The sequence below is a fragment of the Mesorhizobium sp. WSM4906 genome, assembly GCF_029674625.1.
GTDB lineage: Bacteria > Pseudomonadota > Alphaproteobacteria > Rhizobiales > Rhizobiaceae > Mesorhizobium.
On record NZ_CP121355.1, the window covers coordinates 62,596 to 81,313 of the forward strand.

At 63.6% G+C, this 18,718-nt stretch carries 17 protein-coding genes and 1 other RNA gene; 10 read left to right on the plus strand and 8 right to left on the minus strand.

The features are described from left to right. Positions 1 to 177 precede the first annotated feature (177 nt). The 5 genes from recR to ffs form a co-directional block, all read right to left on the minus strand. Complete coding sequence (gene recR, locus QAZ22_RS00295) at positions 178 to 783, minus strand: recombination mediator RecR (RefSeq protein WP_278204964.1); 606 nt, start codon at positions 781 to 783, stop codon at positions 178 to 180. 104 nt (positions 784 to 887) lie between these two features. Beyond that, positions 888 to 1,868, minus strand: coding sequence for a cell wall hydrolase (locus QAZ22_RS00300; protein WP_278204965.1), 981 nt, complete (start codon positions 1,866 to 1,868; stop codon positions 888 to 890). Between the two features lie 217 nt (positions 1,869 to 2,085). Beyond that, complete coding sequence (locus tag QAZ22_RS00305; RefSeq protein WP_071101772.1) at positions 2,086 to 2,409, minus strand: YbaB/EbfC family nucleoid-associated protein; 324 nt, start codon at positions 2,407 to 2,409, stop codon at positions 2,086 to 2,088. Positions 2,410 to 2,527: 118 nt separating this feature from the next. Beyond that, the gene (locus QAZ22_RS00310; protein WP_278204966.1) at positions 2,528 to 4,339 is read right to left on the minus strand and encodes a DNA polymerase III subunit gamma/tau; all 1,812 of its coding nucleotides are present in this window, start codon (positions 4,337 to 4,339) and stop codon (positions 2,528 to 2,530) included. A gap of 106 nt (positions 4,340 to 4,445) precedes the next feature. Further along, an RNA gene (gene ffs / locus QAZ22_RS00315) (signal recognition particle sRNA small type) lies at positions 4,446 to 4,542 on the minus strand. Positions 4,543 to 4,722: 180 nt separating this feature from the next. Here ffs and QAZ22_RS00320 point away from each other — a divergent pair. Genes QAZ22_RS00320 through QAZ22_RS00330 form a run of 3 tightly spaced genes read left to right on the plus strand, consistent with a single transcriptional unit; the run spans position 4,723 to position 6,445 of the window. Continuing rightward, positions 4,723 to 5,142, plus strand: a complete 420-nt coding sequence (locus tag QAZ22_RS00320; RefSeq protein WP_278204967.1) for an HIT family protein — start codon at positions 4,723 to 4,725, stop codon at positions 5,140 to 5,142. A 45-nt stretch (positions 5,143 to 5,187) separates the two neighbouring features. After that, positions 5,188 to 6,129, plus strand: coding sequence for an NAD(+) diphosphatase (gene nudC, locus QAZ22_RS00325; RefSeq protein ID WP_278204968.1), 942 nt, complete (start codon positions 5,188 to 5,190; stop codon positions 6,127 to 6,129). A 13-nt stretch (positions 6,130 to 6,142) separates the two neighbouring features. After that, complete coding sequence (locus QAZ22_RS00330) at positions 6,143 to 6,445, plus strand: Dabb family protein (protein WP_278204969.1); 303 nt, start codon at positions 6,143 to 6,145, stop codon at positions 6,443 to 6,445. 260 nt (positions 6,446 to 6,705) lie between these two features. On the opposite strand, the gene QAZ22_RS00335 is transcribed toward QAZ22_RS00330, so the two are convergent. Both QAZ22_RS00335 and QAZ22_RS00340 read right to left on the minus strand, forming a co-directional pair. Beyond that, positions 6,706 to 7,569, minus strand: a complete 864-nt coding sequence (locus tag QAZ22_RS00335; RefSeq protein WP_278204970.1) for a prephenate dehydratase — start codon at positions 7,567 to 7,569, stop codon at positions 6,706 to 6,708. Positions 7,570 to 7,595: 26 nt separating this feature from the next. Beyond that, on the minus strand, positions 7,596 to 8,324 hold the full coding sequence (locus QAZ22_RS00340; protein ID WP_278204971.1) for a 3-deoxy-manno-octulosonate cytidylyltransferase: 729 nt from the start codon (positions 8,322 to 8,324) through the stop codon (positions 7,596 to 7,598). Positions 8,325 to 8,515: 191 nt separating this feature from the next. Between QAZ22_RS00340 and QAZ22_RS00345 the strand changes: the two genes are divergently transcribed. The 7 genes from QAZ22_RS00345 to QAZ22_RS00375 all read left to right on the plus strand — a co-directional run bounded on the left by QAZ22_RS00345 (position 8,516) and on the right by QAZ22_RS00375 (position 18,313). Continuing rightward, positions 8,516 to 9,181: a cytochrome c family protein gene (locus QAZ22_RS00345; protein WP_278204972.1), complete on the plus strand. Its 666-nt coding sequence runs from the start codon at positions 8,516 to 8,518 to the stop codon at positions 9,179 to 9,181. A 257-nt stretch (positions 9,182 to 9,438) separates the two neighbouring features. Further along, positions 9,439 to 11,319 (plus strand): extracellular solute-binding protein, encoded by a 1,881-nt coding sequence (locus tag QAZ22_RS00350; RefSeq protein WP_278204973.1) that lies wholly within the window; start codon positions 9,439 to 9,441, stop codon positions 11,317 to 11,319. 14 nt (positions 11,320 to 11,333) lie between these two features. Further along, on the plus strand, positions 11,334 to 13,196 hold the full coding sequence (locus QAZ22_RS00355; protein ID WP_278207754.1) for an extracellular solute-binding protein: 1,863 nt from the start codon (positions 11,334 to 11,336) through the stop codon (positions 13,194 to 13,196). Between the two features lie 279 nt (positions 13,197 to 13,475). Next, a complete protein-coding gene (locus QAZ22_RS00360) occupies positions 13,476 to 14,570 on the plus strand; it encodes a microcin C ABC transporter permease YejB (RefSeq protein WP_278076057.1) in 1,095 nt (364 codons plus the stop codon). Next, on the plus strand, positions 14,570 to 15,709 hold the full coding sequence (locus QAZ22_RS00365; protein ID WP_278076056.1) for an ABC transporter permease: 1,140 nt from the start codon (positions 14,570 to 14,572) through the stop codon (positions 15,707 to 15,709). Before QAZ22_RS00360 ends, QAZ22_RS00365 begins: the two co-directional genes overlap by 1 nt. Then, complete coding sequence (locus tag QAZ22_RS00370; RefSeq protein WP_278204974.1) at positions 15,706 to 17,334, plus strand: ABC transporter ATP-binding protein; 1,629 nt, start codon at positions 15,706 to 15,708, stop codon at positions 17,332 to 17,334. Before QAZ22_RS00365 ends, QAZ22_RS00370 begins: the two co-directional genes overlap by 4 nt. Before the next feature lie 37 nt (positions 17,335 to 17,371). Beyond that, positions 17,372 to 18,313, plus strand: a complete 942-nt coding sequence (locus QAZ22_RS00375; RefSeq protein ID WP_278204975.1) for a glyoxylate/hydroxypyruvate reductase A — start codon at positions 17,372 to 17,374, stop codon at positions 18,311 to 18,313. Here the strand turns inward: QAZ22_RS00375 and QAZ22_RS00380 are convergent. Then, positions 18,307 to 18,693 carry a hypothetical protein gene (locus tag QAZ22_RS00380; RefSeq protein WP_278204976.1) on the minus strand — a complete coding sequence of 129 codons (387 nt, stop codon included), beginning with the start codon at positions 18,691 to 18,693 and terminating at the stop codon, positions 18,307 to 18,309. The genes QAZ22_RS00375 and QAZ22_RS00380 overlap by 7 nt on opposite strands. Between the last annotated feature and the right edge of the window lie 25 nt (positions 18,694 to 18,718).

Genomic DNA, 18,718 nt, shown 5'->3' on the forward strand with positions numbered 1-18,718 from the left:
AGATTGGCAGTTTCGCCGGCAACATTTTCCTTTCAACGTTGGCGATTGGCGAAAGCCAGGGCGACATCCAATCTCCCCCCTTGAGGGGGAGATGTCCGGCAGGACAGAGGGGGGTGCTTAGCGCCAACTTCGAAGGATGCATTCCAGTCATAGCGCGCATCCTCCGTCTCGCTGCGCTCAAAACGCCGTCCTCGAGCGCAGCGCCGCGGCCAGCGTGCCTTCGTCGAGGTAATCGAGCTCGCCGCCGACCGGAACGCCGTGCGCGAGCCGTGTCACCTTGATTTCGAAGCCCGAGAGCTGGTCGGTCAAGTAATGCGCCGTCGTCTGGCCCTCGACGGTGGCGTTGACGGCGAGGATCACCTCCTTCACCTCGCCGCCGGCGACGCGGTCGATCAATGAGCGGATGTTGAGCTGGTCCGGGCCGATGCCGTCGAGCGGCGACAGCGTGCCGCCGAGCACGTGGTAGCGCACGTTCATGGCGGCGGCACGCTCCAGCGCCCAGAGGTCGGAGACGTCCTCCACGACGATCAGCGTGCCGGCATCGCGACGCGGGTCGGTGCAGATCATGCAGGGGTCGGAGGTGTCGACATTGCCGCAGGTCGAGCAGATGCGCACCTTGTCGACCGCCTCGCCCATGGCGGCGGCGAGTGGCTGCAGCAGTTGCTCCTTCTTCTTGATCAGATGGAGGGCCGCTCGCCTTGCCGAACGCGGACCGAGCCCCGGCACCTTGGCCAGGAGCTGGATCAGGCGTTCGATCTCTGGACCGGCGATTCGCTTCGACATCGCTCTGATCTAGGATTTTTCGGAGCGCTTTGGAACAGTCGCAACGATGCACGGCCCGCCTTGCCGCCAAGGCGGGCCGTGTGCCGAGGGTCGACTCAACAGGTTTAGAGCGGTCGGTTCTGGCTGACGATCAGCGCGCCAATGGCATCGGTGTTCTCAGGCGTCGATTGGAAACCCATCGCCGCTTCCTGGGGAGCGCTCGGAACGGAGGTGACATACCGGCCTTTCAGCGTGCCGCCGAAGCGGGACGCGTCCGGCTCCTCCATCGGCTCCTGCATCGCCACCACGGTCGGCTTCGCCGTGACGCGGCCGGACTTCTGCGAGGGCGCGGCGGAAGCCGTCATGACGGTCTGCTCGGCCGGAACGGCCGCTGGCTTGGCCGAAGGCACCGGCGCCGCTACCGCGGTCATTGCGGCCTGCTTGGCCGGATCGGCATGGACAATGGTCTTGACCACCGGCTCGGCGGAAGGGACGAGCACCGGAGCGGCGGGGTCGGTCTTCTGCGACTTGTCGGAGGCCATGGCGACCACGGGCTCGTCCGGCAGCGGCTGCCAATTGCGGCCGCGCTTCTCATAGAAGGCGTTGCCGCCGGCCACCATCGTGTAGTGCATGTTCTTGTAGGGGAAGCGCAGACCGGCGGTGTGGAAATACATCGTGTTCATGAGCTTGGCCTTGCGCTCGCCCTTGAGCACCGCCTGGGCGGCCTCCTCGACATCGGGCAGCGCCCGCGAGTTCATCGGCCGCGTCATCACGCCGGGGGCGAACTGGCCCCTCTCGCCGACGACCTCGCAGATGGTGCTGCCGTGCTGGCCCGAGCGCAGCCGGTTCATGACGACCGTGCCGACGGCGATCATGCCGTCACGGCTCGACCGGTTCGACTCGAAGAACATCGCCCTTTGCAGGCACTCCTTGTCCTTCATCGAGTATTTGTAGGAGCGCGAGCTAAGGAAGCTCGGCGTGACGGCGTCGGTCAGGCTCGCCACCGACATGCCATGTGACGTGGTCTGGCTGCAGCCGGCCAGGAACAAGGGGGAAGCGGCGATGCCGATGAGCAGCAGCGGCGTCTTCCATCGCGTCGCGATCAACAAAAAAGCCTCATTTCCAGATGCCAGCCCGCCCCGAGATGTGGCAAGAATGAGACTCTTTCAGGCAAAAAGATGGCTAGATGGTTAGCAATCCCTGGACTTGGGTAAAACTTTATGAATGCCTCGAAATGAGCCCGTGAGCAAAGCCGGCAAAATGGTTAATATTGCGGCCCGCGCTCGATTTTCATTCATAATCAATTAACTGGCGGCAGGCGCCTCAGAATGGCAATTTCATTCCGGGTGGAATCGGCAGGCCGGCAGTCAAGGCCTTGGTCTTTTCCTGCATGACCTGCTCGACCTTATTTTTGGCGTCATTGTGAGCGGCCAACAGCAGGTCTTCGAGGATCTCGACCTCGTCGTCCTTGAGCAATGACGGATCGATCTTCAGCGCCTTCATTTCGAACTTGCCTGTCAGCGTCACGCTGACCAGGCCGCCGCCCGCCTGCCCGGTGGCTTCGAGCGTCGCGATCTCGTCCTGCATGGCCTGGAACTTGGCCTGCATTTCCTTCGCCTTGCCCATCAGGCCGAGAAGATCCTTCATCGCAAATATCCTCTTTGTTTCTTTTGTCGGAGCATGATCTTGTCCGAACCGTAGGTCAGCGAAGCAAAAACCGGTTCCCACTTTTCACTGACGCGGTCCTTCGGTTCGGGATCATGCTCTAGATTTCGTCATCGTCCGCCGCCGGCTCGACAGGCAGATCGGCCTCGGTGCCTTCGACCTCCGGCACATCCGGAATGCGCACGTCGATGATCTTGGCGCCGGGAAAGCGGGCGAGGATGGCGGCGACGGTCGGATCGCTCCTGGCGTCCGAGAAGGCGTTCTCGCGCTTCGTCGTCTCCTTCTCGGCCAGCGTCTGGCCACCCTCTTCCTTCGACAGCGACACCAGCCAGTTGCGGCCGGTCCAGGCGCGCAGCTTGGCGGTGAGGTCGTTGAGCAGCATCTTCGGCGCATCGTCGGTCAGGCTGACGTCGATGCGGCCAGGCTCGATGCGCACCAGCCGCACGCAGCGCTTCAAGAGCACCTTGAAGGCGATGTCGCGATTGGCGTCGGCAAGGGCCGCAATGTCGGCCAGCGACTTCACCGGAACGGCAGGCGTCTCGACGACCGGCTCGGGCGCAGGAACGAAGGCGGCAGGCACCGGCTGCGCCTCGACCAGCCGCATCGTCTGCGCGCCGCTGGAGGTCGGCATGCGTGTTTGCGCCACCGCGCTGGCGCCGCCATTGCCGGGACTTGCCGGCGCTCCGTTGGCACGCGGCGCGCCGTTCGGCACCGGCGCCGCGCCTTCCAGCGATTTCAGCGCTTCGTCCAGGGTCGGCAGGTCGGCGGCGTGCGCCAGCCGGATCAGCACCATCTCGCCGGCGCTGACCGGGCGGTTGGAGGACTGCACCTCGGGGATGCCCTTGAGCAGCATCTGCCAGGCACGCGACAGCACGCGCACCGACAGGGTGCTCGCGAATTCCGCGCCGCGCCGCCGCTCGTCCTCGGAGAGCGAGGCGTCCTCGGCCGCCGCCGGCACGAAACGCAGCCGGGTGACGAGATGATTGAATTCGGCCAAATCGGTGAGCACGGCGGCAGGGTCGGCGCCGGTGTCGTACTGCGCCCGGAACTCGGCCAAAGCAGCCGCCACGTCGCCCTTCATGACATGCTCGAACAGGTCGATGATGCGGGCGCGGTCAGCGAGCCCCAGCATCGCGCGCACCGCCTCGGCGCTGACCGTGCCGCTGCCATGGGCGATCGCCTGGTCGAGAATCGAAAGCGAATCGCGCGCCGAGCCCTCGGCGGCGCGGGCGATCATCGCCAGGGCCTCGTCGTCGACGGAAATGCCTTCCTTGGCGGCGATAGAAGAAAGATGCGCGACGAGCGCGCCGGCATCGATGCGCCTCAGATCGAAGCGCTGGCAGCGCGACAGAACCGTGATCGGCACCTTGCGGATCTCGGTGGTGGCGAAGATGAATTTGACGTGCGGCGGCGGCTCTTCCAGCGTCTTCAGCAGGCCGTTGAAGGCCTGGGTGGAGAGCATATGCACTTCGTCGATGATGTAGACCTTGTAGCGGGCCGAGACCGGCGCATAGCGCACGCGGTCGATGATGTCCCTGATGTCGTCGATGCCGGTGTGGGAGGCGGCGTCCATCTCGATGACGTCGACATGGCGGCCTTCCATGATCGCCTGGCAATGCTCGCCGGGAATCGAGAGGTCGACGGAGGGCTGGTCGACGGTCGCCGTCTTGTAGTTCAGCGCCCGTGCCAGGATGCGCGCCGTCGTCGTCTTGCCGACGCCGCGCACGCCGGTCAGCATCCAGGCCTGGGCGATGCGGCCAGTGGCGAAGGCGTTGGTCAGGGTGCGGACCATCGGCTCCTGGCCGATCAGCTCGGAGAAATTGGAGGGCCGATATTTGCGTGCCAGCACGCGATAGGCGCCGGCCTTTCCTGTCTCCAGGCTTTCTGGCCCCAAATTTCCGGCTTCGCTCATTCGCCGTCAAAAGCTCCAAGGACCGCGACGGAAGGCGGCCGATTCCTGCGCATAGTCTCGCCCGCACGGCTTGGCGCCGTCAATGTCGCGGGAGAAAGGCGAAGAGGCGGGAGGCTGGAACAATGACCCGTTCCGGGCTCGTTAGGGCTGCTTCCTTCCGGACCTGACCCGGTTGGCGAGTGGATCGTCCACCACCAACCTCCCGCGCTCCATATCGGCAATTCGGCGCCGAAATGCAAGGGCGGAGGTGAATGGCCGGCCCGGCCAGGCGGGCAAGAAGCCTTCAAATCAACAATAGCGGCCAATGATTCGCTTGCAGCCATCTTGCCGCCGCTCTAGCGTTCCCCGGTTTGAAAAAAGTTACAAAAGCGAAGGAAACGCCCATGCTGCCTGGCCTCAAGGCCGGTTTCACACTAGACGCCCGGTTGGAGGCGGACAGTGAGCAGCTCATGTGGCTCGGCCTGTGCGAGCTCAGGGTGATGAACGATCGTCGCTGGCCGTGGCTTATCCTGGTTCCGCAGCGGCCCGGCATCGAGGAGTTGCACGACATGACGCCGCTCGACCAGGCGATGCTGACCTTCGAGACCAACATGGTGGCGCAGGCGCTGAAGCGGGTGACCGGCTGCACCAAGATCAACACCGGCGCGCTCGGCAACATCGTGCGCCAGCTGCATGTCCACGTCATCGCGCGCACCGAGGGCGACCCGGGCTGGCCCGGGCCGGTCTGGGGGCACGGTATGCGCGAGCCCTATCAACGCCCCGATATCCGCCGGTTTGCCGAAACCATCAAGGCAGCGCTATAAGCCGACCAGTGTCCATCCCCCGCTTTCCCGAGACCCCGAGTCCACATGAGCTTCCGTCTGTTTGACGCGCCATTGCGCGAGCCGAGCCAGTTCGTCGGTTTCGCCGGAAACCGGATCGACCGGCAGTCGGAAAACCGCGCCGACGACGCGGTCGAAAAGGCGCTCGCCGAGCGATCGGCGCGGCTGATGCTGATGCATGGCGGCCGGCTCTATCTGAAACTCGCCGACGGCAGGTTCGACCCCTGGTTCGAGACGGCGGAAAGCCGGGCCTTCGAGGTTTCGCTCGACCGCGGCGTGCTGCTCGGCTTTTCCGAGGACGGCCCGGTGCTTGCCGTGCCCGCCGGCATCGAGCCGGAAAAGTTGCCCGAGACGATCAAGGCGATCGACTATCGTTCGGTCTACATGCAGGGTTTGATCGACGAAGCGGCCGCCGGCGCGCTGGCGCAAGGCGCGGCGCTGCTTGCCTGGCATGCCAGCCACGCTTTCTGCAGCAAGTGCGGCAATGCTTCCGAAATGCGCGCCGGCGGCTACAGACGGCACTGTCCGGCCTGCGGCACCGACCATTTCCCGCGCACCGACCCGGTGGCGATCATGCTGACGGCGACGCGCGAGAAATGCCTGCTCGGGCGCGGCCGGCATTTCGCGCCGGGCATGTATTCGGCGCTGGCCGGCTTCATCGAACCGGGCGAGACGATCGAGGCGGCGGTGCGCCGCGAGACGCTGGAGGAGGCCGGCATCCGGCTCGGCCGTGTCGTCTATCATGCCAGCCAGCCGTGGCCGTTTCCCTATTCGCTGATGATCGGCTGCTTCGGCGAGCCGCTCAACGAGGATATCCAGGCCGACCTCAACGAGCTGGAGGACTGCCGCTGGTTTTTCCGCGACGAGGTGCGCTCGATGCTGGTCAGGGAGCATGCCGGCGGGTTGATCACACCGCCGAAAGGGGCGATCGCCCACCACCTCATCCGCGCCTGGGTCGACAGCGAATAGGAGCAGCCGAAAAATGATCCGTCATACCGTCGTGTTCACGCTGAAGCATCCGCCGCATTCGCTGGAGGCGAAACGTTTCCTCCACGACGCGAAGAAGATCCTCACCGAGATCAAAGGCGTCACGCATTTCGAGCAGCTGCGCCAGGTGAGCCCCAAGAACGACTATCAGTTCGGCTTCTCGATGGAGTTCGCCGACCAGGCCGCCTACACCAGGTATAACGAGCACCCCGACCATATCGCCTTCGTACGCGACCGCTGGGTTCCGGAGGTCGAGGCGTTCATGGAGATCGACTACGTGCCGTTGGGTTGGGGCTGATAAGCGGGTTGAGCGCAAACGTCGCAGATTGGCGAAGGCCTTCGTGCTTCGTCATCCACGGGCGAAGCAAGGAGCGCAGCGACGCGCGTAGACCCGAGGATCCATTCCGTGACGTCGAAGCGTTACAACGGTCCAGAATTCTGCTCCGCTGCGCCCCTTGACTGAGGTAACGGCATGGATCCTCGGGTCTGCGCTCCGCTTCGCGTCGCTCCGCCCGTGGATGACGACCTCGCGAAGGCTCCCGCCAATCCGAAGACCGTTCAGTCCGCGACCTTCCACTGCTCGCGCGACGCGCTCGCCGGATAGACGCCGAGGATGCGCATCTCGCGCGAGAAGAAGCGCAGTTCGTCGAGCGCCAGCTTGACCAGCGGATCGTCGGGGTGGCCCTCGATGTCGGCGTAGAACAGCGTCGCGGTGAAGGCGCCGAGCTGATAGCTCTCGAGCTTGGTCATGTTGATGCCGTTGGTGGCGAAGCCGCCCATGGCCTTGTAGAGCGCGGCCGGCACGTTGCGGACGCGGAAGATGAAGGTGGTCATCATCTTGGCGTCGGGCGATGGCCGCTCGGCCCACTGCTTGTTCTTGGTCAGCACGACGAAGCGGGTGACGTTCGAGTCGGTGTCCTCGACATTCTTCTCGATGATGTCGAGGCCGTAGAGCTCGGCGGCGAGCGCAGGCGCCAGCGAGGCCATGGTGCGATCCTTGACCTCGGAAACCATCTTGGCCGAACCCGCCGTGTCGCCGGCGACCACCGGCTTCCAGCCGTTCTTGCGGATGTATTTGCGGCACTGGCCAAGCGCGTGGATATGGCTGTGCACCGTCTTGATCTCTTCGCGCCTGACACCCGGCAGCACCATCAGCTGGAAATGGATCGGCAGGAAATACTCGCCGACGATGTGCAGGCGCGATTCCGGCAACAGATGATGGATGTCGGCGACGCGCCCTGCGATCGTGTTCTCGATCGGGATCATGGCGAGATCGGCCTTGCCGGTCTCCACGGCGTTGAAAGCGTCCTCGAAAGTCGGACAGGGCAACGGATCCATCGACGGGAACATGTTGCGGCAAGCGGTGTCGGAGTTGGCGCCGGGCTCGCCCTGGAAGGAGATTCTGTTGGTCTTTTCGGGCATTCGCCAATGTCTCGCTTACGGATGTCTCAATTTGAAAGGATTTGCCTGGCGCGTTCGAGATCGTCGGGCGTGTCGACGCCGAGCGGCAGCGACCGGACGATCTCGGCATCGATGCGCATGCCGGCTTCAAGCGCCCGCAGCTGCTCCAGCCGTTCACGGCGCTCCAGCGGCGACGGCTTCAACGCGACGAAGCGTTCGAGCGCCGCGCGCCGATAGGCGTAGAGGCCGACATGGTGATAGAGCGGGCCTTCCCCCCAAGGCGCCGTGGCGCGCGTGAAATAGAGCGCCCTGAGCCGCGTCGGGGACAGCGGCGAGCCGACGATCTTGACGACGTTCGGATTGGTCCTTTCCTCGTCGCGGACGATCTCGACGCCGAGCGTGGCGATGTCGACCGACGGGTCGTCGAAGGGCCGCAGCGATGCGCCGATGATTTCAGGGTCGATGGTCGGCAGATCGCCCTGCACATTGACGATGGTTCCGACCTCTTTCCTCGGGTCAATCGCGGCAAGGGCCTCGAAGATGCGGTCGGAGCCCGATTCGTGGTCGGCACGCGTCATCACCGCTTCGAAACCGTGCTCCCGGACCGCCGAGGCAACCGCTTCCGTGTCCGTCGCCACGACCACGCGGCCAAGCCCGGCCTCGGCGCCACGGCGGGCGACATGGACGATCATCGGCGCGCCGGCGATGTCGGCCAGCGGCTTGCCCGGCAGGCGCGTCGAGGCCATGCGGGCGGGGATCAGGATCAATGTCGACATGGGACTTCAGGGCGGCCGGGAAAGCGGATGGAAAGTGGCAAAACGTCTCACTGGAAGCGCCCTTATAGGTGTTGCAACGCCGAAGCAAAAGACCTAGTTTCCGCGCGATTTGACTGGCCCTCCCGGGCCTTTAGCGATACCGACGGACGGAGTGGACGGGACGGTCCGCCGGAAAAGGGAGCAAGGGGCGTATGGATTCCAACGAAGTCAACAAGCTGCTCGGCGGATTCCTCGGAACCTGCTTCGTCGTCTTTTCCGTGGGCATCGTTTCCGACGCGCTGTTTGCTTCCCCCGCGCCCGAGAAGCCCGGCTTCGCCATCGAGGCTCAAGAACCGGCCGAAGGCGGCGGTGCCGCAGCGCCCGCCGCCGAAGCCAAGCCGATCGCCGACCTGCTCGCCACCGCCAATGCCGAGGCGGGCGCCGCCATCTTCAAGAAGTGCCAGGCCTGCCATTCCGGCGAGAAGGGCGGCCCGAACAAAGTCGGTCCGGACCTCTGGGATGTCGTCGACCGGCCCGTCGCCGAGCATGAAGGCTTCGCTTATTCGGCCGGCATGAAGGACTTTTCCAAGGGCGGCGCCGAGAAGTGGACCTACGACAACCTCAACCACTTCATCACCTCGCCGAAGAAGTTCGTGAAGGGCACGGCGATGGGCTTTGCCGGCCTGCCGAAGGATGAAGACCGCGCCAACGTGATCGCCTATCTGCGCACGTTGTCGGACAATCCGAAGCCGCTGCCGCAGCCGGGTGCTTCGGCCGAGGCCAAGCCCGCCGAAGGCGCCAAGCCCGCGGAAGGTGCCGCACCCGCCAAGCCGGCCGAAGGCGCCGCTCCGGCCAAGCCGGCCGCACCCGCTCAATAAACAATTTGTCATGAAGACACCTTGGAAAAGCCGGGTTCGTCCCGGCTTTTCTGTTAGGAAAACCGCATATGCGGCGACAAAAGCCGGCGCTTGCGGTTTTCACCGGCGTCAAATGATCTAGATTGCCGGTGGGCAGAGCAATTCCAGGAAAAGTGGGAACCGGTTTTCCGTCCGGAATTGCGTCGAAACAAAGCGAAGGAGCGGTCGTCGTTTCCGTGAAACGATGAACGCTTCAGAGCTCGCGACGAGGAGAACGCATGACGGTTGGCCGCTCCCGAACGTTTTTCGCATCGATGCTGGCGGTTGCTTTCGCCGCGAGCCTGCAGGCCAGCTTCGCCGACGAATGGCACACGACTTCCTCGCTGATCGGCCCCTCCAAATACGGCGACAATTTCCAGCGCTACGACTACGTCAATCCGGATGCTCCAAAGGGCGGCACCTACAACTCCGTGGTTACCGGCACCTTCGACAGCTTCAATCCCTACATCGTGCAGGGATCGCCAGCCTCCGGCTTCGCGCAGTTCGGCGGCGGCCTGCTCTACGACACGCTGATGGACCAGGCGACCGATGAGGGCAGCGTCAGCCACCCGCTGGTCGCAGAGGCCTACAAATACCCGTCCGACTATTCGTCGGCTACTTACCGGCTCAACCCTCAAGCCAAGTGGCATGACGGCCAGCCGATCACCGTCGACGACGTGGTCTGGTCGTTCCAGGTGCTGAAGGCCAACAGCCCGATGTACAATCGCTATTTCGAGAACGTGACCGAAGCGGTCGCCATATCGGACCGCGAGGTCGAGTTCCATTTCAACCAGAAAGGCAATCGCGAACTGCCCAAGATCCTCGGCGACCTCGTCGTTTTGCCGAAGCACTGGTGGGAGGGCACCGATGCCAGCGGCAAGAAGCGCGACATCACAAGGCCGACGCTCGAACCGCCGCTCGGCTCCGGCGCCTACAGAATAGCCAGCTTCAAGCCGGGCTCGGAGATCGTCTGGCAGCGCGTGACCGACTATTGGGGCGCCAAGCTGCCGGTGAAGATCGGCCGCGAGAATTTCGATACCCAGCGCTTCACCTATATCCTGGACGACAATGCCGCCTGGCAAGCCTTCAGCAAGGGCGGGCTCGACGACATCAAGCCGGAAAACAGTTCGCGGCGTTGGGCGACGGCTTACAACTTTCCGGCGGTGAACGCCGGCGACGTGATCAAAAAGGAATTCAAAACCACCTCGCCCGAGCCGATGCAGGCTTTCGTGCTCAATCAGCGGCGGCCGCTGTTCCAGGACCGGCTGGTGCGCGCCGCGCTGACCTATCCGTTCGACTTCGAAACGATGAACCGCACGCTGTTCTACAATTCGAACACGCGCACCCACAGCTATTTCGAGGGCACGGAGCTGGCGTCGAGCGGGCTGCCGCAAGGCAAGGAACTCGAAATCCTGGAGAAGTATCGCGACAAGCTGCCGCCGGAGCTGTTCACGCAGGAATTCAAGCTGCCGGTCTACGATTCACCGCAAGCGGAGCGGAAGAATCTGAAGCAGGCGGTCGACCTTTTTGCAAAGGCAGGCTGGGTCATCAAGGGCGGCAAGATGGTGAATGCCAAGACCGGCCAGCCCTTCAAGTTCGAGATACTCGGCTCGAACGACACCGACCAGGTCATCGCCAGTCCGTGGATCGCAAACCTGCGCAAGATCGGCGTCGATGCCACGCTGCGCATCATCGACCAGACGCAATACATCAACCGCGTCAACAATTTCGACTACGACGTCGTCACCAGCATACTCCAGCAATCGGAATCGCCTGGCAACGAGCAGCGCGATTTCTGGAGCTCGAAGGCGGCGGACACGCCGGGATCGCGCAACTATTCCGGCATCAAGAACCCGGTGGTCGACGCGCTCGTCGACCGCATCATCTTCGCCACCGACCGCGACGATCTCGTCGCCACCACCCATGCGCTCGATCGGGTGCTGTTGTGGAACTACTATGTCGTGCCGCAATACTACCGCGCGGTGGTTTGGCTCGCCTATTGGAACAAGTTCGGCATGCCGGAAAAGCAGCCCAGCTACCGTGGCGCCGACATCGATTCCTGGTGGGTCGACACAGCGAAGGAGAAGGCGCTGGCCGCCAAGTACAAGGGGCTCAATTGATGAGGCGGCAGACAATGCTTCCTCGTCGCGACTTCCTGGCGCTCGGCGCTGCAACGGCGGCCAGGGCACTGCTTCCCGGCCGCGCCTTTGCCGCCATTCCGACGGGCGTGAAGGTGCATGGCCTGTCGGCTTTCGGCGATCTCAAATACAAGCCCGACTTCACGCATTTCGACTATGTCAATCCGGGCGCCCCAAAGGGCGGCCAGATGAATTTCGCACCACCGAACGCAACTCTGAATCAAAGCTTTCTAACCTTCAACACCCTGAATTCCCTGGTGTTGAAGGGAGATTCACCGCCGCGCACCGAACTCTGTTTCGACTCGCTGATGACAAGCGCGCTCGATGAGCCGGATGCCGTCTACGGTCTGCTTGCGGAGTCCGTTACCTTGTCGCAAGACCGCAACGGCTTCCGCTTCGCCCTAAGACCGCAAGCGAGATTCCACGATGGCACGCCTCTGACCGCCGACGACGTCGCCTTCGCTTTGAAGCTGTACAAGGACCAAGGCCATCCAAACCTGTCCAAGGCGCTGCGCTATATGACGGAGGCGGTTGCCATCGATGCCGTCACCCTCAACCTCACCTTCAACGGCGAACAATCCGCGCAGAACATTCTTTCGGTCGTGGTGATGCCGATCGTGTCCAAGGCCTTTTACACGGCCAATGAGTTCGATGCCTCGACGATGACGCCGCCGCTCGGTTCCGGACCATACAAGATAGGACGCGTCGTGGCAGGACAGACCGTCGAGTATGAGCGCGTCGCCGACTATTGGGGCCGCGATCTCCCCGTGAACCGTGGTGTTAACAATTTCGATCGCATTCGTATCGACTTCTATCTCGACCGCCAGGCCGCATTTGAGGCCTTCAAGAAGGGCGACACCCATTTCCGCGAGGAATTTACCTCGCGGGTGTGGGCAACCGGCTATGACTTTCCGGCGCTTAAGGAGAGCAAGGTCGTCAAACGGGAATTTCCCGGCGAGAAATCGCCGGATATGCAGGCCGTCGCGCTGAATCAGCGTCGCGCGCAATTCCGTGATGTGCGCGTAAGGCAAGCGATCGCCAACTGCTTCGATTTCGAATGGACCAAGCGCGTCCTGTTTTTTGGCTCTTACGAGCGTTCGCAATCGAATTTCGAACGCTCGGACTACAAGGCCGAAGGACTGCCATCTCCCCAGGAACTGGCCCTGCTGGAGCCTTTTCGGGCCGAATTGCCGCCAGAGACGTTCGGCGAGCCGGTGATGCAGCCCGTATCCGACGGTTCGGGTCGCGACCGCAAGCTGATGGGCAAGGCTTCAAGACTGCTTGCCGAAGCCGGCTGGAAGCGAACAGGCGATTTCGTCGTCAATGAAAAGGGGGAGCGGCTGCGCGTGGAAATGCTCGCCGAGGACGATGGCATCGTCCGTCTCTTCACCAAATGGTTTGAGAATATGAAGGCGATTGGGATCGACGCGTCCATCCGGCAAGTCGATTCGACGCAGTATGAACAGCGGCAGAGCGATTTCGACTTCGATTTCAACCTGCTCCATTGGTCGATAGGGGCAACGCCCACTGCCGACGGGCTGGAGATGCTCTACGACTCGCGAATGGCGAAAATCCCGGGGCAGCGCAACTATCCAGGCACCGAGAGCCGGGCCATCGACGCGCTGATCGTGGCAGTGGGCAAGGCCGGCAATCGGGCAGAGCTCGTTACGGTGCTCCGAGCGCTCGACCGGGTCTTGCGCGCGCGGCTAGACTGGATTCCAACATATTATCTCGCGAATCACCGCGTCGCCTATTGGGACATGTTCGGCTTTCCAGAGCAGAAACCCGATTTCGGCTTTCCGGTCGAGACGACGTGGTGGATCGACAAGGAGAAGGCGGCAAAGATTGGCAAAGGGTGACTTTCTTGCGGACGTCGGCGCCGCCCCTCACCTGCCTGCCGGCATCCTCTCCCCGTGTAGGGACGGGGAGAGGGGGGCTTTCGTCGGCGGTTTCGCCAATCACGAGCATCGCAATAAGAGCGCCGAGATTGCGGCCAGCCCATTTCTCCCCGTCACTATACGGGGAGAAATGTCCGGCAGGACAATGAGGGGCGGCGCCGGCGTCTACAATTGGTCTGAAGCGATTGCCTTGGGATCACCCACAGACACAGCGGTTCTCCCGAAGGAGGATAATTTCTGATGGGCGCCTATATCCTGCGCCGCATCCTTTTGATGATCCCGACGCTGTTCGGCATCATGGCGATCTCCTTCGCCGTCATCCAGTTCGCGCCGGGCGGCCCGGTCGAGCAGGTCATCGCCAAGCTCACCAACCAGGGCGGCGCCGATCGTCTCGGCGGCGGCGGTGGCGATGCCGGCGCCACCAATCTCGATGTCGCCGGCGATGTCAGCTCGAAATATCGCGGCGCGCAGGGGCTGGACCCCGAATTCATCAAGAAGCTCGAAAAGCAGTTCGGCTTCGACAAGCCGCCGCTCGAACGCTTCGGCATGATGCTGTGGAACTATGCCCGCTTCGATTTCGGCGACAGCTATTTCCGCGACATCTCGGTGCTCGACCTGATCCTGGAAAAGATGCCGGTGTCGATCTCGATCGGGCTGTGGATCACGCTTCTGTCCTACCTGATCTCGATCCCGCTCGGCATCCGCAAGGCGGTGCAGGACGGCTCGACCTTCGACGTCTGGACGAGCGGCGTGGTGATCGTCGGCTACGCCATCCCCGGCTTCCTGTTCGGCATTCTCCTGATGGTGCTTTTCGCCGGCGGCTCGTTCTGGGACTGGTTCCCGCTGCGCGGCATCGTTTCCGACAATTGGGACCAGTTGTCCTGGCCGGACAAGATCCTCGACTATTTCTGGCACATGACGCTGCCGCTGACGGCGCTGGTGCTGTCGGCCTTCGCCACGACGACGCTTCTGACCAAGAACTCCTTCCTCGAGGAGATCCGCAAGCAATATGTGGTGACGGCGCGGGCCAAGGGCCTGTCGGAGCGCAAGGTGCTCTACGGCCACGTCTTCCGCAACGCCATGCTGATCGTCATCGCCGGCTTTCCCGGCGCCTTCATCTCGGCCTTCTTCACCGGCTCGCTGCTGATCGAGAACATCTTCTCGCTCGACGGCCTCGGCCTGCTCGGCTTCAAGTCGGTGATCGACCGCGACTATCCGGTCGTCTTTGCCAATCTCTACATCTTCTCGCTGCTCGGCCTGTTCGTCGGCCTGCTGTCGGACCTGATCTACACCTGGGTCGATCCGCGCATCGATTTCGAGCGGAGAGACGTCTGATGGCGGCAGTCTCGGCCGAAACCAAGCCGGCTCGTGCCGCCCGGCCGTGGTTGTCGCCGCTCAACCAGCGGCGGTTGCAGAACTTCAAGGCGAACCGGCGCGGCTACTGGTCGCTGTGGATCTTCCTGTTGCTGTTCGTGCTGTCGCTGTTTTCCGAGCTGATCGCCAACGACAAGCCGATCATCGCCTCCTACAAGGGCGAGATCCTGTTCCCGGTGCTGGTCGCCTATCCGGAAGAGAAGTTCGGCGGCTTCTATGCCGTCACCGACTATCGCGATCCGGTCATCCAGGACGAGATCAATGCCAATGGCTGGATGATCTGGCCGCCGGTCCGCTATTCCTACCAGACGGTCAACAACGCCATCCCCGAGGCGGCGCCCGCCAAGCCGTCCTGGCTCTATGACAAGAAGGCGCGCTGCAGCCAGTATCCGCAAGGCGAGGCCGATCCCAACTGCGTCGTCGGCAACTGGAACTGGCTCGGCACCGACGACCAGGCGCGCGACGTGCTGGCGCGCGTGCTTTACGGCTTCCGCATCTCTGTGCTGTTCGGGCTCATCCTGACGCTCGGCTCATCACTGATCGGCGTCGCGGCGGGCGCGGTGCAGGGCTATTTCGGCGGCTGGACGGACCTTCTGTTCCAGCGCTTCATCGAGATCTGGTCGGCGATCCCGGTGCTCTATCTGCTGCTCATCGTCTCCGCGATCCTGCCGCCCGGTTTCTTCATCCTGCTCGGTCTGATGCTTTTGTTCTCCTGGGTGGCGCTGGTCGGCGTGGTGCGCGCCGAATTCCTGCGCGCGCGCAACTTCGAATATGTCAACGCGGCGCGCGCGCTCGGCGTACCCAACCTCACCATCATGTTCCGCCACCTCCTGCCCAACGCCATGGTGGCGACGCTGACCTTCCTGCCCTTCCTGCTCAGTGGCTCGATCTCGACGCTGACCTCGCTCGACTATCTCGGCTTCGGCCTGCCGCCCGGCTCCGCCTCGCTCGGCGAGCTGCTGAAACAGGCGCAGCGCAATCTCAACGCGCCATGGCTCGGCATCTCCGGCTTCATCGTGATCTCGCTGATGCTGTCGCTGCTGGTCTTCATCGGCGAGGCGACGCGCGACGCCTTCGATCCGCGCAAGACGTTCAAATGAGCGAAGCCCTGCTCTCCGTCCGCGATTTGAGCGTCGCCTTCGCGCAAGGCGGCAGCCAGTCGACGGCCGTCGACCGCATCTCCTTCGACATCGCCAGGGGCGAGACGCTGGCGCTGGTCGGCGAATCCGGCTCCGGCAAATCGGTCTCCGCGCTCTCGGTGCTGAAACTTCTGCCCTACCCCGCGGCCAGCCATCCCTCGGGGAAGATCCTGTTCCACGGCGCCGATCTGCTGAGCGCCAACGAAAGGACGCTGCGCGGCGTGCGCGGCAACAAGATCACCATGATCTTCCAGGAGCCGATGACCTCGCTCAATCCGCTGCACACGATCGAGCAGCAGATCGTCGAGGTGCTGTCGCTGCATCAGGGGCTGGGCGACCGGCAGGCCCGCGCGCGCACGCTGGAATTGCTGACCGAGGTCGGCATCCGCGATCCGCAGAAGCGGCTCGACGCCTATCCGCACCAGCTCTCCGGCGGCCAGCGCCAGCGCGTCATGATCGCCATGGCCCTGGCCAACGAGCCGGAACTCTTGATCGCCGACGAGCCGACGACGGCGCTCGACGTCACCGTGCAGGCGCAAATCCTCGAACTGCTCGCGGACCTGAAGAGCCGCAAGGGCATGTCGATGCTGTTCATCACCCACGACCTCGGCATCGTGAGAAAGATCGCCGATCGCGTCTGCGTGATGACCAAGGGCAGAATAGTCGAGACCGGGCCGACCAAGGAGATTTTCGCCAACCCGCAGCACGCCTACACGAAGCACCTCCTGGCCGCCGAGCCGAAGGGCAAGCCGCCGGCGGCGAATGCCAATGCCACGGCGGTGATGACCGGCAAGGACATCAAGGTCTGGTTCCCGATCAAGCGCGGCTTCTTCCGCCGCACCGTCGATCACGTGAAGGCGGTGGACGGCATCGACGTCACCGTGCGCGCCGGCCAGACGCTGGGCGTCGTCGGCGAATCCGGCTCCGGCAAGACCACGCTCGGCCTGGCGCTCGCCCGGATGATCTCCTCGACGGGCGCGATCAATTTCAACGGCCGCGACATCAACGAGCTTTCCTTCAGCGCCATGCGGCCGCTGCGGCGCGAGCTGCAGATCGTCTTCCAGGACCCGTTCGGATCGCTCAGCCCGCGCATGTCGGTCGCCGAGATCATCGAGGAAGGGCTGAAGATCCACGAGCCGAAACTCTCCCCCGACGAGCGCGACGACAAGGTGGTCGACGTGCTGAAGGAAGTCGGGCTCGATCCCGAAACCCGCCACCGCTATCCGCATGAATTCTCGGGCGGCCAGCGCCAGCGCGTCGCCATCGCGCGGGCCATGGTGCTCAATCCGCGCTTCGTCATGCTCGACGAGCCGACCTCGGCGCTCGACATGAGCGTGCAGGCGCAGGTGGTCGACCTTTTGCGCAACCTGCAGGCCAGGCACAACCTGGCCTATCTCTTCATCAGCCACGACCTGAAAGTCATCCGCGCCCTTGCCAATGACGTCATCGTCATGCGCAATGGCCAGATCGTCGAAGCCGGACCGTCCGAACAGATTTTCGGCAGCCCGCAAACCGACTATACCCGGGCGCTGATCTCGGCCGCGTTCCGGATCGAGACCGCGCCGACCGGCGTGGTCAGCGAATAGGCTGACCGACCCGAAATACAGGGAAGACACTCCGCGAATGGAAAAAGGCAAAGTCCTGCTTGCCCTCACCGGCTTTCACCCGCAGCGCTGGCGCGAACTGCTCGCGGCCGAGCGTGATGTGGTGCTGGAGCCCGACGGTCCCAGCGATCCCTCGATCGCCTATGCGGTGGTGTGGAAGCAGAAACCCAACCTCTTGTCGTCGCTGCCCAATCTGCGCGCCATCTTCTCGATCGGCGCCGGCGTCGATCACATCTTCGCCGATCCAGGCCTGCCCGACGTGCCGATCGTCAGGATCGTCGCCGACAATCTCACGCAATACATGACCGAATATGTCGTTTGGCGTGTGCTCGATCACCATCGCCAGGGCATGCTCTACCGCACGCAGCAGCAGAAGAAGATCTGGCACGAGCCGCCGCAGCGGCCGGCCGGCGACATCTCCGTCGGCATCATGGGGCTCGGCCATCTCGGCCGCGCCTCGGCCTCGGTGCTGCTCTCGCTCGGCTTCGCCGTCAACGGCTGGTCGCGCAGCGAGCGCCCGATGCAGGGCGTTTCGACCTATTCCGGCGAGGCGGGGCTGATCCCGTTCCTCAACGCCACCGACATCCTGGTGGTGCTGCTGCCGCTGACGCCGCGCACGCAAGGCATCGTCAACTACGGCGTACTGAAGGAATTGCGCAGGCGCAACGGCCTCGGCGGCGCGGTGCTGATCAACGCCGGGCGCGGGCGGCTGCAGAAGGATGCCGACATCCTGCGCGCGCTGGACGACGGGACGCTGAAGGAAGCGAGCCTCGACGTGTTCGAAGTCGAGCCGCTGCCGAAGACAAGCCCGCTGTGGAGCCATCCGAAGGTGTTCGTGACGCCGCATGCGGCGGCGACCTCGGATCCCGCCCATCTGGTGCCGATCATGCTTAGGCAGATGGCGGCCTTCGAGCGCGGCGAAAAGCTCGAGAACCTAGTCGACCGCGAAGCGGGCTACTGAGCCGGCGAAGTCGGCTTCGAGGCCGGCAGCGCGAACTTGTCCTTCTTCTTCGGCTTGCCGCAGTCGCGGCGGTCGATCGAGCGGCTCATGGCGTCGATCTCGCCGCTCGCCTTGTCGCTGTCGCGCTTCGCCTTGGAGCGCATGTCCGGCATGAACGGGCCGAAACCCATCGCCGGGTTGGAGAAGTTCGGCTTGGCAGTGATCGGCAGATTGTATTGCTGCGCCACCTGATTGCGCTGCGCCACCAATTGGTCGCAAGGCACATCGTCATATTGCAGCGAGGACTGCACGGCCTCGTCCTGGCGTTCGGCCATCGAGGTGCCCCCGACGCAGCCCGCCACCATCAGGCAAGACGCCAACGCAACCATGTTCCAGCGCATGGGTTCCCTCCGTGCAGTATCCGCC

What these genes read in the sequence shown, in the direction of transcription:
- nudC (WP_278204968.1), top strand. Translation starts at nt 5,188, where the DNA reads ATGAGCTTCCGTCTGTTTGACGCGCCATTGCGCGAGCCGAGCCAGTTC.
- QAZ22_RS00335 (WP_278204970.1), bottom strand. Translation starts at nt 7,569, where the DNA reads ATGCCCGAAAAGACCAACAGAATCTCCTTCCAGGGCGAGCCCGGCGCC.
- QAZ22_RS00340 (WP_278204971.1), bottom strand. Translation starts at nt 8,324, where the DNA reads ATGTCGACATTGATCCTGATCCCCGCCCGCATGGCCTCGACGCGCCTG.
- QAZ22_RS00345 (WP_278204972.1), top strand. Translation starts at nt 8,516, where the DNA reads ATGGATTCCAACGAAGTCAACAAGCTGCTCGGCGGATTCCTCGGAACC.
- QAZ22_RS00320 (WP_278204967.1), top strand. Translation starts at nt 4,723, where the DNA reads ATGCTGCCTGGCCTCAAGGCCGGTTTCACACTAGACGCCCGGTTGGAG.
- QAZ22_RS00355 (WP_278207754.1), top strand. Translation starts at nt 11,334, where the DNA reads ATGCTTCCTCGTCGCGACTTCCTGGCGCTCGGCGCTGCAACGGCGGCC.
- QAZ22_RS00305 (WP_071101772.1), bottom strand. Translation starts at nt 2,409, where the DNA reads ATGAAGGATCTTCTCGGCCTGATGGGCAAGGCGAAGGAAATGCAGGCC.
- QAZ22_RS00310 (WP_278204966.1), bottom strand. Translation starts at nt 4,339, where the DNA reads ATGAGCGAAGCCGGAAATTTGGGGCCAGAAAGCCTGGAGACAGGAAAG.
- recR (WP_278204964.1), bottom strand. Translation starts at nt 783, where the DNA reads ATGTCGAAGCGAATCGCCGGTCCAGAGATCGAACGCCTGATCCAGCTC.
- QAZ22_RS00330 (WP_278204969.1), top strand. Translation starts at nt 6,143, where the DNA reads ATGATCCGTCATACCGTCGTGTTCACGCTGAAGCATCCGCCGCATTCG.
- QAZ22_RS00360 (WP_278076057.1), top strand. Translation starts at nt 13,476, where the DNA reads ATGGGCGCCTATATCCTGCGCCGCATCCTTTTGATGATCCCGACGCTG.
- QAZ22_RS00350 (WP_278204973.1), top strand. Translation starts at nt 9,439, where the DNA reads ATGACGGTTGGCCGCTCCCGAACGTTTTTCGCATCGATGCTGGCGGTT.
- QAZ22_RS00365 (WP_278076056.1), top strand. Translation starts at nt 14,570, where the DNA reads ATGGCGGCAGTCTCGGCCGAAACCAAGCCGGCTCGTGCCGCCCGGCCG.
- QAZ22_RS00380 (WP_278204976.1), bottom strand. Translation starts at nt 18,693, where the DNA reads ATGCGCTGGAACATGGTTGCGTTGGCGTCTTGCCTGATGGTGGCGGGC.
- QAZ22_RS00375 (WP_278204975.1), top strand. Translation starts at nt 17,372, where the DNA reads ATGGAAAAAGGCAAAGTCCTGCTTGCCCTCACCGGCTTTCACCCGCAG.
- QAZ22_RS00370 (WP_278204974.1), top strand. Translation starts at nt 15,706, where the DNA reads ATGAGCGAAGCCCTGCTCTCCGTCCGCGATTTGAGCGTCGCCTTCGCG.